The 11,301-nt window shown below is 60.0% G+C and carries 10 protein-coding genes and 1 pseudogene; 5 read left to right on the top strand and 6 right to left on the bottom strand.

What is annotated here, in order from left to right:
• A pseudogene (locus ACIQ36_RS13665) lies at positions 1-192 on the top strand (fumarylacetoacetate hydrolase); the annotation flags it as partial.
• A 42-nt stretch (positions 193-234) separates the two neighbouring features.
• Here the strand turns inward: ACIQ36_RS13665 and ACIQ36_RS13660 are convergent.
• The 6 genes from ACIQ36_RS13660 to ACIQ36_RS13635 all read right to left on the bottom strand — a co-directional run bounded on the left by ACIQ36_RS13660 (position 235) and on the right by ACIQ36_RS13635 (position 6,911).
• The gene (locus ACIQ36_RS13660; protein WP_395830176.1) at positions 235-1,488 is read right to left on the bottom strand and encodes a Gfo/Idh/MocA family protein; all 1,254 of its coding nucleotides are present in this window, start codon (positions 1,486-1,488) and stop codon (positions 235-237) included.
• Between the two features lie 13 nt (positions 1,489-1,501).
• The gene (locus ACIQ36_RS13655; protein WP_395830174.1) at positions 1,502-2,326 is read right to left on the bottom strand and encodes a sugar phosphate isomerase/epimerase family protein; all 825 of its coding nucleotides are present in this window, start codon (positions 2,324-2,326) and stop codon (positions 1,502-1,504) included.
• Between the two features lie 30 nt (positions 2,327-2,356).
• Positions 2,357-3,766 (bottom strand): mandelate racemase, encoded by a 1,410-nt coding sequence (locus ACIQ36_RS13650; protein ID WP_395830172.1) that lies wholly within the window; start codon positions 3,764-3,766, stop codon positions 2,357-2,359.
• Positions 3,767-3,768: 2 nt separating this feature from the next.
• Positions 3,769-4,929, bottom strand: a complete 1,161-nt coding sequence (locus ACIQ36_RS13645; RefSeq protein ID WP_395830170.1) for a dihydrodipicolinate synthase family protein — start codon at positions 4,927-4,929, stop codon at positions 3,769-3,771.
• A gap of 3 nt (positions 4,930-4,932) precedes the next feature.
• Positions 4,933-6,084, bottom strand: coding sequence for a Gfo/Idh/MocA family protein (locus tag ACIQ36_RS13640; protein ID WP_395830167.1), 1,152 nt, complete (start codon positions 6,082-6,084; stop codon positions 4,933-4,935).
• Between the two features lie 122 nt (positions 6,085-6,206).
• Complete coding sequence (locus tag ACIQ36_RS13635) at positions 6,207-6,911, bottom strand: TetR/AcrR family transcriptional regulator (RefSeq protein ID WP_395830165.1); 705 nt, start codon at positions 6,909-6,911, stop codon at positions 6,207-6,209.
• A 313-nt stretch (positions 6,912-7,224) separates the two neighbouring features.
• Between ACIQ36_RS13635 and ACIQ36_RS13630 the strand changes: the two genes are divergently transcribed.
• The 4 genes from ACIQ36_RS13630 to ACIQ36_RS13615 all read left to right on the top strand — a co-directional run.
• Positions 7,225-8,520, top strand: a complete 1,296-nt coding sequence (locus ACIQ36_RS13630; RefSeq protein WP_395830163.1) for an ABC transporter substrate-binding protein — start codon at positions 7,225-7,227, stop codon at positions 8,518-8,520.
• 4 nt (positions 8,521-8,524) lie between these two features.
• Complete coding sequence (locus tag ACIQ36_RS13625) at positions 8,525-9,457, top strand: carbohydrate ABC transporter permease (RefSeq protein WP_395830161.1); 933 nt, start codon at positions 8,525-8,527, stop codon at positions 9,455-9,457.
• On the top strand, positions 9,447-10,295 hold the full coding sequence (locus ACIQ36_RS13620; RefSeq protein ID WP_045774690.1) for a carbohydrate ABC transporter permease: 849 nt from the start codon (positions 9,447-9,449) through the stop codon (positions 10,293-10,295). Before ACIQ36_RS13625 ends, ACIQ36_RS13620 begins: the two co-directional genes overlap by 11 nt.
• Before the next feature lie 6 nt (positions 10,296-10,301).
• A partial coding sequence (locus tag ACIQ36_RS13615) for a Gfo/Idh/MocA family protein (protein ID WP_395830159.1) occupies positions 10,302-11,301 on the top strand: 1,000 nt, incomplete at its 3' end.

Here is an 11,301-nt window from a genome sequence, read left to right as displayed (position 1 = left end):
TTGTTCGCCCCGACCAAAGACCGCCGCGCGCCGGGACAAGGGTTTACCCATGAACTCGGCGACCAGGTTGAAATCGCAACGCCCAGCCTCGGGCGTCTCGTCAATTGGGTGCAGCGCACCGACACCTGCCCGCCGTGGGTTTTTGGAACGCGGGCGTTGATGGAAAATCTTGCCCGGCGCGGCAAGCTTTAAACCGAAAGGCCGGGGGAAATTCCTCCGGCCTTTCTTTTGGGATCAGCGCCGCGTGACCAAATCCCACCCCGGCAGGTCGGCCAGTTTTACGGAACGACCCGTATCGGCGCTTTGTAAGGCGGCAACCCCACAGAAGACCGACAAGGCCCCCGCGCGCGCATCGGCCCGCTGCCCGTAGGGATCGGGCAATTCGCGCTCCACGATCATGCGTTGCAGGCGAATATCGCCACCGAAATGGCCGCCGCGCGTGAACGGCAGCTCAATCTTCTCGACCGTGCGGTTGTTGAGGATCACCAGGACCGTATCGACATCCGGTTCCTGCCAGGGCTGGCCCTCGTATTGGCGGATTTCGATGCGGCCTTTGGTGCCGTTAAAGGCAAGGTGATAGCCTTCGATGGGCATGAAGCTGTTGAGCGAATAGGCCACCTGCACGCCGCTATCGTAGAGAATATCGGCGGTCATCGTGTCGGGAATATCGATCTCGGGCCGGAACACGCAGCGGTCACGGTGGTAGCCGTCGGCCGTGTGGGCCGTGCCATAGAGCGCGTTCAACCACGGGTCGCCCGCAACATCGAGGGCAAAACCGCACTCGGCCTTGCCGGTGCAGATGGAACAGGTTTCGCCGCGCTGAACCCCGTTCTTGCCGTAGTGGCGCTGGCTAGCGCGGGCGAAAACTTCCCGAGGTTCGGCGTCGAGATACCAGTTCAGCAGGTCGAAATGATGGGTGGCCTTATGGACGAACAGGCTACCGGAATTGTCGCGGTTCGCGTGCCAACGGCGGAAGTAATCGGCCCCATGCACCGTATCGAGATACCAATGGAAATCGACCGAAACAATCTCGCCGATCTTCCCCGACAGCAGTTCCTGCTTAATCCGGGTGGAGGTCGGGGTGTGGCGGTAGTTGAAGCCAACGTCCACGCGCCGCCCGGTGCGCGCCTGGGCTTCCAAAATGCGGGCGCATTTTTCGGCGGTGGTCGCCATCGGCTTTTCGACGATTACGTCCGCCCCGGCTTCCATCGCTTCAACCGCGTGGCGGTCGTGGTCACAGTCGCGGGTACAGACGATCACCGTGTCGGGTTTGACGGCGGCGAGCATCGTCGTGAGATCATCGAACAGTGGTGCATCCCGCCCGATAAAATCGGCGGCAAAGGCGCGGCGGATGGGGTTGGAATCGCAAATGCCGACCAGTTCGATTTGCTCGCCGAACGCGTCGAGCAGTTCTTTCCCCCACGTCTTCGTGCCGCGATTGCCGGTGCCAATGAGGGCGACGCGGCGTTTTGGTCCCGTTTGGGTCATTTTTGATTGCTCCTCAGCAAACCGTTTGAAAGCGCTCGACGCAGGTTTTCAGAACCTCGTGCCCGTCGCGCTTCCACCAATTTTCGGCGGAAAAAATCTCCACCTCCTGCGGGCCGTGGAACCCGGCGGCCTCGATCTGGCGGCGGATGCCGGGCAGGTCGATGATGCCATCGCCCATCATGCCCCGGTCCAGCAGCAGGTCGCGCGTTGGCACCAACCAGTCGCAAATGTGATGGGCGAGAATGCGGCCCGTCCGCCCGGCGCGGGCAATTTGGGCGGGAAGCGCCGGGTCCCACCAGACGTGATAAACGTCGATAGCGACGCCGATGCCATCGCCCAGCGCGTCGCAAAGGTCGAGCGCTTGACCGAGCGTATTCACGCAGGCGCGGTCTGCCGCATACATCGGGTGCAGGGGTTCGATAGCGAGCGGAATCTTCGCGGCCCGCGCGTGGGGCAGAATGGCAGCGATCCCGTCCGCCACCATTTGCCGCGCCCCGGTGATATCCTTCGAGTTCACGGGCAGGCCGCCGACGACGAGCACGAGGCAGGCGGCGCCGAGGGCGGCGGCCTCATCGACGGCGCGCTTATTATCGTCAATCGCGGCAGCAATCCCGTCGGGGGTGGCGGCGGGAAACATCCCGCCCCGGCAAAGGCCGGTAACGCGGATGCCATTGTCCTTGATGATCTTGGCGGATTCGGCCAAGCCCTGCTTTTCCACCTGATCGCGCCAGGGGGCGACCGCCGTGATGCCGTGGGCGAGGCAGGCGTCGATAGCATCTTTCAGGCCAAACTGCTGGCGCACGGTGGCGAGATTGATCGAGAGTCCCGTGAGTGACATGGGCGTTTCCTCGGAAAATTGGGCCGTCTTTCAGGCGGCAAGGGCGCTCAGGGCCGACCAATCGGGGCTTGCTGCCGATCCTAAGCCGGGGGCCGCGAGGAGCGATGTCAGCGACACCGCGCCGTCCGTGATCGTCAATTGAGCGTGTCCTTGCGGCGCGCGGGCGTAGAGATCGGGATGGGAGGTCAGAAAATCCGCCTGTTCGCCCGGCGGCGCGCTGCCCATTCCATCGACGTAATGGTGGCCGTTGCGCTCGATATGCTCGGCTCCGATGAAGGCGGCAAGCAGCAGATCCTGCTGAACGCCCAGCCCGGCTTGGGTGGTGAGATCCTCGGCGGACATGAAGAAACCCCGGCCCCAGGCTTCCACGCGCGCCCGGTTCAGAATCGCCCGATAGAGGCCCTTGCAGCTTTTCGAGGAAATCCCCGTATAGCCGAGGGTGCGCGCCGCAACAAAAGCACCCATTTCCCCATCCGACTCGTCGATTTCCACCGGCACCAGGGCCGCGAGCGGGTGGATTGGCGCGGACAAGGCGGCGGCGCGGGCAATCGGCTGTTCCAAGAACAGCAGCTTTGTGCGAAAGCGCGTTAAGCGCGGCTCGGCAGCGATCTTTTCCCACAGAGCGATCACCGCGTCGGCATCGGGAAACTGCTCGTTGCCGTCGAGGGTCAGGCGATAGTCGGGCAGGCGTTCCAACAGCGAGGCGATGCGAATGAGCCGGTCCAGATCGGCGTCGGCATTCCCCGAGAGCTTCAGTTTGAAAAAGCGGTGGCCATAGGCGGTAATCGCGGCTTCAAGCGAGTTCGGTAGCCCGTCCTGCGGCCCCTCGGCGGGGGCTTCGGCCTCGATAATCGCGTCGATCATCCCGACCGTATGGCGGATATTGATGCGATACGCCGGGGTTTGCGCGGCAAGGAAACTATCGAGATCGAACCCGACCAGATCGGGCGCGGTGCGCGCATCCAGCCCCGGTAAGTTTCGTTGAAGCGCGGTCACGGCAGGCAGCCTATAGGCTTTACACAGCGCATCCAGAACAGCCCGATCTAGCAGCGCGAGGCCGAAGGAGGCGATCAACCCGCCGAGCCCCCGCTGGGCACAGGCGGCGTGATGGGCGGCTTCAACGGACGTGCTAAGGCCGAAGGCGGTGGCGCTGTCGGCGGCGAGCAGATGGGTTTTCGCCCCCCGCAGCGCCGTGCGGAGTTGATTGAAATTATCCTCGTTGCTGAGGGCGGGGTTCTTATCGAACCATTTCGGCACCATTAGTTCGGCGGATTGCCCCACGGCCTCGCGCCCATCCTCCAGGCGAATGCGGACCCGAACGAAGGCCTGCGGCGCTTCCCGCACCGTCACCGCGCCGAAGCGGAAGGGCAGGCGGAAGCTGACGGGCCGCTCGAAGAGATCGGCCTCCAGCAGTTTTACGGTGGGAGAGCCGCTGCCCATCGTCAAACGATCCCAGCGACGGCGAGCACGCGGCGCATGCGCTCGGTGGCAAGATCGGGGTCGCGCAGCACCCGCGCCGCATCGGCAAGCCGGAAGAGTTCGGCGAAATGCTGCACCGAGCGCCCGCTTTGCTGCCCGCCCAGCATCAGGAAATGATCCTGTAAGCCATTGAGATAGGCGAGGAACACAACGCCCGTCTTATAAAAGCGCGTTGGCGCTTGGAAGATATGGCGGCTGAGCGGAACCGTTGGCTCCAGAATGGCGTTGAAACTCGCAAGGTTTCCGCCGGCAAGCTCCGCTAGGCCAGCGGAGGCAGCGGGGGCAATGGCATCGAAAATGCCCAAGAGCGCGTCCGAATAGCCTTCATCGTCACCCGCGATCAGTTCGGCATAGTTGAAATCATCGCCCGTATACATGCGCACGCCCTTCGGTAGGCGGCGGCGCATCGCGATTTCTTTTTCCTTGGAGAGGAGGGAAATCTTGATGCCGTCGATCTTGCTGGCGTGGGCTTCCAGCACGGTCAGGCAGGTTTCCATTGCGGCGTAATCATCGGTCGAGCCCCAATAGCCTTTGAGGGCGGGATCGAACATATCGCCGAGCCAATGGATCACGACGGGCTCCTTCACCTGCCGCAACAACCGATCATAGACCTTAACGTAATCATCCGGCCCGGCGGCGATGCGCGCGAGCGCCCGGCTCGCCATTAGAATGATGCGCCCGCCAAGGCCTTCGATAAAGGCGAACTGCTCCTCATAGGCGCGGATCACATCATCAAGGTTCTTGGCGTTTTCGGGCGTGAGATGATCGGTTCCGGCACCGCAGGCAACAAGACCATTGCGCGGTTTGGCGGCGGCGAGGGAGCGGCGGATGAGTTCCTGCGCACCCGCCCAATCCAGCCCCATACCGCGCTGGGCGGTATCCATGGCTTCGGCGACGCCGAACCCCAAATCCCACAGATACTCGCGGAACTGGATGGTTTTATCCCAATCGACGGCGCTATCGACCCAGGGGCAGTTCTCGGCCAGGGGATCGACGACCATATGGGCGGCGGCAAAGGCAATGCGTTTAAACTGCGGCAGGCCCTTGGGGCGCGAAAGCGGGCCATTCTTGACCGTATAAGGGGCCAGTGTTCGGCCCGGACCCGGGAGAATGAGACTACGCATCGCTTAAGCCTCCAGCGTCGGCACGTCGAGCCAGCGGCGTTCCTGCCAGCTTTTCAGCCCGAGTTCGGCCAGTTGCACGCCCTTGACGCCTTGCATCAGATCGAACTTCCAAGGGGCGTCCGCGACGAGATGGCGGATGAACTCTTCCCACTGCACTTTGAAGCCATTATCGACCGGCTGATTGTCCGGCACTTCATCCCATTGCTGAGCGAAGTTCATCGTTTGCGGCTGGTCGGGGTTCCAGACGGGGCGGGGAGTATTAACCCGGTGCTGCGTCCAGCAACGAGTGAGCCCCGCTACCGCCGAGCCGTGGGTGCCATCTACCTGGAAGGTGACGAGATCATCGCGGCGCACGCGCACCGCCCAGGAGGAGTTGATTTGGGCGATCACACCGCCCTCAAGCTCGAAGGTGGCATAAGCGGCATCGTCGGCGTCGGCGACATAGGTGTTGCCCTGCTCGTCCACCCGGCTCGGAATATGGGTCGCGCCGACGCAGCTTACGGCTTTGACCTCGCCGAAGAGATTATCCAGCACATAGCGCCAGTGGCAGAGCATATCGAGAATGATGCCGCCGCCATCGTTCTTACGATAATTCCAGCTTGGGCGCTGGGCGGGCTGCCAATCGCCCTCGAACACCCAATAGCCAAACTCGCCGCGCACCGAGAGGATCTTCCCGAAGAAGCCGCTGTCACGCAGCATTTTGATTTTGCGTAAGCCCGGCAGGTAGAGCTTATCTTGCACCACGCCATTCTTGACGCCCTTTTGGGTCGCGAGGCGGGCGAGGGTGAGGGCGGTGCCGACATCCTCGGAAATCGGCTTTTCGCAATAAACGTGCTTGCCGGCGTGGATGGCTTGCGTCAGCAAGGCTGCGCGCATTTGCGTCGAGCCGGCGTCGAAAAACAGCGTGTCGTCGGGATTGGCGAGGGCTGCTGCAAGGTCGGTCGTGGTGCGGGTGATGCCGTGGCGCTTGGCGATTTCGGCAATCCTCTCGGCGTTGCGGCCCACCAAAATCGGATCAGGCACAACGCGGTCGCCATTGGCCAGCAGCACGCCGCCTTGGTCGCGGATCGCCACAATCGAGCGCACCAAATGTTGATTATAGCCCATGCGCCCGGTGATGCCGTGCATGATGATGCCGAGCCGGATCGTCGCCATTGTCGTTTCCCCATCGGAAAAGGCGGCTCATTGCTTAGGCTGCCGTTATAACCAGATGGTTACTAAACAGACATGGTTTACAAATCCCGTCAAGGGCTGCGGGCTGCGATTTTTTATTTTAATTAGGCGCGAAGATACGACACAATCATATCAGCAATATGATCGCCCCAGCGCTTTAATTCGTCCGATTTCACAAATTCCCGATTAAAAATAATCGAAGTTGTATGGTAATTTGACAAATAATAATACCCCAGGGCGGCAATGCTGAGATAGACGTGAACCGGATCGGCCCCGGCGCGAAACTGACCCTGCCGGTGGCCGCGTTCTAGGATTTCTGCAATATTGGAGATCAGCGGTGAGTGTTTTTCAGTAATGCCCGTGCATTCCTTCAGAAATTTTGCCTTCAAAAGATTCTCGGTGCTAACGATGCTAAGAAACTCTGGGTGATCTAAGAAATATTGCCAGGTAAAGCGCGCAAGTTCGCGAATCGCCTCCACGGGTTCCCGGTCGGTCAAGTGCAAATCGAACTCGGCACTGCGGATTCCGATATAGGTTGCTTCGATCACCGCTAAATACAGTGCGTCTTTACCGCCGAAATAATGATACAGCATGCGTTTATTAACATCAGCCCGAGCGGCTATCTCGTTAATGCGCGCGCCGCCATAGCCGTTTTCAGCAAATTCGCGCGTTGCTGCGGCAAGAATTGCTGCAGATGTTCTTTCCGGATCCCGAATATTTTTATCCCGCGCCGTAGGTTCTTCTGGAGTGCGCAGGGCATAATCTTGAATCGCCTCATTAATTTTCATGGCGGCGGCTGGTTTAGTCATAAATTTACATCCGTCTCGCAAAAGTAGGGCAAAAGCGCACACTAGGCTGCTTGACAGTCATCCTAAACTCGATCTAGCTTGTAACCAACTGGTTATAAGTGGCAGAAGCCAAAAACCGATCAGACGGGAGAAAATTCCGTCGGGGACCACGCCTGGGGAGGATGTGGATGTTCGCTTTGATCCGAAAATTGCGCGCCCTCTAAATAAACCTGTCAGACAGGTTTGATGGAGAAGTGTATCTTCGGCTAAGCAGCACACGCCCTCCCTGGGCTCACTGCATCAAAAAGCAACCCTTAGGGCAGGAGGAAACGTCATGAAGCAACCTCAAATAAACCGGCGATCCGTGTTGCGGGCCGGGATTGGTCTTTCCGGTCTGATGGCGCTGGGGATCCATAGCCCGCTACTCGCCGCCGATCGGCGCTTGCGCATGTATTGGTGGGGCACGAAGGAGCGGGCCGAACGCACCTTGCAGGTTAATAAACTCTATCAGCAGACCTTCACGGGCGTCACCGTCGACGGCGAAACCCTCGCTTGGGGCGATTACTGGCCGCGTTTGGCGACGCAGACGGCGGGCCGCAATGCCCCCGACGTGATCCAAATGGACTATCGCTATATCTTCGAATATGCCCGGCGCGGCGCGCTGCTGCCGCTGGACCCGTTCCTTGACAAAGGGCTGAACCTTAAGGATTTTCCGCCGTCAGTCGTCGATAGCGGTAAGGTGGATGGCAAGATTTACGGGGTGAGTCTCGGCGGCAATACCTCCTCGACGATCTACGATAAAGAAGCCTTCGCCGCAGTTGGCATTGCTCCGCCGAATTTCGATACCGACTGGAAGGGTTTTGCCAAACTGTCGGCGGAATTCACGAAAGCCGCGAAGCGCCCCGGCTACTTCGGGTGTCAGGATGCTGGCGGGCTTGAGTCGATCTTCGAAGGCTGGCTGCGCACGCGCGGGCAGGAACTTTATACGCCGGAAGGTAAGCTCGGGTTTGGTGAGAAGGATATCCAAGAATGGTTCGCCTATTGGGCCGACATGCGCGCTTCGGGAGGGTGCGTGACCCCCGACCTTCAGGCACTGGACAAGCAGAATGTTGAAAACAGTATGCTGACCCTCGGGAAGGCTGCGATTAGTTTTAACCATTCGAATCAACTGGTAGCCTTTCAGTCGTTGAATAAGAGCAAGCTTGCTCTAACCAGCTTTCCCACGGGCGGCGCGGGCGGCAAGCCAGGTCAATACATCAAACCGTCGATGTTGCTGAGCTTGTCGGCCCGCACGAAGGAAGCCGATGAAGCGGTCCGCTTCCTTAATTTCTATGTGAATGATGTAACGGCTGGGAAGATTCTCGGCGTCGAGCGGGGGGTGCCTGCTTCGGCTCCCGTCTTGAAGGCGATCAACGAGTCACTGGACGAACTCGGTCGCGCTATGGCCGATTACGTCGCCGCCATGAGCCCTCGGGTTGGCCCGCTCCCCCAGACCCCGCCGGGTGGTGCAGGCGAAATTCAGGTATTGCTGCGCCGGGTGAATGAACAGATTGGTTTCGAGCGTTTGAGCGTCGCCGATGGCTCGAAGCTTTTTGTGACCGAGGCCACCCGCATTTTGGCGCGAGGCTAAGAAAATGACCACTCTGGCCTCTCCCTCCATCACAGTGGGCGGGGCCAGGTGGGTTCGCCGCCTCCGCAGCAACCTTCCTGGCTATCTGTTTCTTCTGCCGTGGCTTGTTGGCTTCTTCGGTCTGACGCTTGGGCCAGCTCTGGGCTCGCCCTATCTGTCGTTCACCGATTTTGACTTGCTGCGAGACCCGCGCTGGGTGGGGGCGGCAAATTACGTGCGCATCGCAACCGACGATCCGAAGTTCATCGAATCGCTGCACGTCACCTTCGTCTATGTGATCCTATCGGTGCCGCTGAAGCTGATCTTCGCCCTCTTGGTCGCGCTGATGCTGAATAAGGGGATTGCCGGGCTGCCGCTCTATCGCGCGGTGTTTTATCTGCCGTCGCTCTTAGGGGCCAGTGTGGCCATTGCCGTGCTCTGGCGGCAATTGTTTGCGGGTAATGGCTTGGTCAATCAGATCGTCTTTATGGCGTTCGGCATTCAGGGGCCGAGCTGGATTTCCGACCCGGATTACACGTTGTATACGTTGGTGATCTTGAGTATTTGGCAGTTCGGCTCGCCGATGATTATCTTTCTCGCGGGCTTACGCCAAGTACCGCAGGATATTTACGAGGCGGCGCAGATTGACGGGGCCAGCAAGATGCGGCAGTTCTTCCGCATCACGCTGCCGATGCTCACCCCTGTTGTGTTCTTTAATGCCGTCGTGCAGACGATTGAAGCCTTCAAGGCTTTCACCCCGGCCTTCATTATTTCCGAAGGCACCGGCGGGCCGATCGACAGCACCTTATTCTATACGCTCTACCTGTACCAGGAAGCCTTCGGCTACTTCCGCATGGGCTATGCCGCCGCGCTCGCCTGGGTTCTGGTGGTGATTATCGCCTGCTTCACGGCCTTCTCCTTCCTCAGTTCGCGCTATTGGGTGCATTATGACGACTAACCCCAAACGAGGCCTGACGAATGCTCTTTCGGTTCACGGCGCACTGCTGATCGCCTCGCTGGTGATGCTGTACCCGCTGCTGTGGATGTTGGCGAGTTCCTTCAAGCCCGAAGATGAAATCTTCCATAGTGCCTCCCTCTGGCCGTCGAGCTTCAGCGTTGATGCTTATATTCGTGGCTGGAAGGGGCTCGATGTCACCTTCGGGACGTTCTTTTGGAACTCGATGGTCATCTCGGTGCTCTCGGTGATCGGCAATGTCGTTGCCTGTTCCCTTGCGGCCTTCGCCTTCGCGCGGTTGCGTTTTCGCGGCAAGAACTTCTGGTTCGCGCTGATGATGGGAACGCTGATGCTGCCCCATCACGTCACGCTGATCCCGCAGTATATTCTGTTCCTCAACCTCGATTGGGTGAATACGAACCTACCGCTGATCGTGCCGAAGTTTCTGGCGTCGGATGCCTTCTTCATCTTCCTGATGGTGCAGTTCTTCCGGGGGCTGCCGCGCGAGTTGGATGAGGCCGCGATGATGGACGGGTGCAGCCCGTGGCGGATTTACTGGAAAATCATTCTGCCGCTGTCGCTGCCCGCGCTCGCCACCGCCGCCGTTTTCACCTTCATCTGGACATGGGACGATTTCTTCGCGCCGCTGGTCTATCTCAACGATATGGGCTCGTACACGGTGCAGCTCGGTCTGCGCAGCTTCGTTGATTCGACCGGGCGGTCGGATTGGAGCGGGCTGTTCGCCATGTCCACCGTCGCCCTTGTCCCCATCCTCATCTTCTTCGTTCTGTTCCAACGGCTTCTGATCGAAGGCGTTGCGACCACCGGTATGAAACGTTAGGAAATCATGGACCCTATTCGTTTTGCGGCCATCGGCCTCAACCATAATCACATCTACGGCCAAACCCAGTTGCTGCTGAACGCCGGGGCCGAGCTTGTCGCTTTCTTTGCGGAAGAAGACGATCTCGCGGCGGCCTATGGCAAACAGTTCCCGCAAGCCAAGCGCGTTGCCGACGTGCGGGCGATCCTCGACGATCCAAGCATCGTCCTCGTCACCGGCGCGGGGATTCCCGACCGGCGGGCCGACGATGCCATTGCGGCGATGCGGGCGGGGAAGGATGTGCTGTTCGATAAGCCGAGCATTGTCTCGCTCGCGCAGTTAGACGCGGTGAAGCAGGTTCAGGCCGAAACCAAGCGCATCTACGCCGTCTATTACTCCGAGCATATCCAAACCCGCTGCACGGTGAAAGCGGGCGTGCTCGTGGCGGCGGGGGCAATTGGCCGCGTCGTCCATACGGCAGGCTTCGGCCCACACCGCTTGGGCAATAACAACCGCCCGGCTTGGTTTTTCGAACGCCCGCGCTACGGCGGGATTCTAACCGACATTGCCTCCCATCAAGTCGAACAGTTTCTGTTCTTCACCGGGGCCGAGGACGCCGAGGTGGTTGGTGCGACGGTGGCGAATTTCCACCACCCGAAAACCCCCGGCTTGCAGGATTTCGGCGAAGTGATGCTGAAGGCTCCGGGCTGCACCGGCTATATCCGCGCCGATTGGTTCACGCCCGATGGGCTGCCAACCTGGGGCGATGGTCGCCTGACCATTCTCGGGACCGATGGTTATATCGAACTGCGCAAATATGTCGATATCGGCGGCCAGCCGGGCACCGATCATCTTTTCTTGGTGGATCAGAAGGGCGTGCAGCGCATCGATTGCACGCACGAGCGCCTGCCGTTCGGCGCGCAGCTTCTGGACGATATTCGCCACCGCACCGAAACCGCGATGCCGCAGGCCCGCACCTTCAAGGCTATGGAACTGGCGCTACGCGCCCAAGCCGCTGCCGAAAGGA

Source organism: Elstera sp. (assembly GCF_044372965.1).
Taxonomy (GTDB): Bacteria; Pseudomonadota; Alphaproteobacteria; order Elsterales; family Elsteraceae; genus Elstera.
The sequence above is the reverse complement of the archived record's forward strand: the minus strand, read 5'-3'. Positions and strand labels throughout refer to the sequence as shown.

What these genes read in the sequence shown, in the direction of transcription:
- ACIQ36_RS13625 (WP_395830161.1), top strand. Translation starts at nt 8,525, where the DNA reads ATGACCACTCTGGCCTCTCCCTCCATCACAGTGGGCGGGGCCAGGTGG.
- ACIQ36_RS13640 (WP_395830167.1), bottom strand. Translation starts at nt 6,084, where the DNA reads ATGGCGACGATCCGGCTCGGCATCATCATGCACGGCATCACCGGGCGC.
- ACIQ36_RS13630 (WP_395830163.1), top strand. Translation starts at nt 7,225, where the DNA reads ATGAAGCAACCTCAAATAAACCGGCGATCCGTGTTGCGGGCCGGGATT.
- ACIQ36_RS13620 (WP_045774690.1), top strand. Translation starts at nt 9,447, where the DNA reads ATGACGACTAACCCCAAACGAGGCCTGACGAATGCTCTTTCGGTTCAC.
- ACIQ36_RS13635 (WP_395830165.1), bottom strand. Translation starts at nt 6,911, where the DNA reads ATGACTAAACCAGCCGCCGCCATGAAAATTAATGAGGCGATTCAAGAT.
- ACIQ36_RS13660 (WP_395830176.1), bottom strand. Translation starts at nt 1,488, where the DNA reads ATGACCCAAACGGGACCAAAACGCCGCGTCGCCCTCATTGGCACCGGC.
- ACIQ36_RS13655 (WP_395830174.1), bottom strand. Translation starts at nt 2,326, where the DNA reads ATGTCACTCACGGGACTCTCGATCAATCTCGCCACCGTGCGCCAGCAG.
- ACIQ36_RS13650 (WP_395830172.1), bottom strand. Translation starts at nt 3,766, where the DNA reads ATGGGCAGCGGCTCTCCCACCGTAAAACTGCTGGAGGCCGATCTCTTC.
- ACIQ36_RS13645 (WP_395830170.1), bottom strand. Translation starts at nt 4,929, where the DNA reads ATGCGTAGTCTCATTCTCCCGGGTCCGGGCCGAACACTGGCCCCTTAT.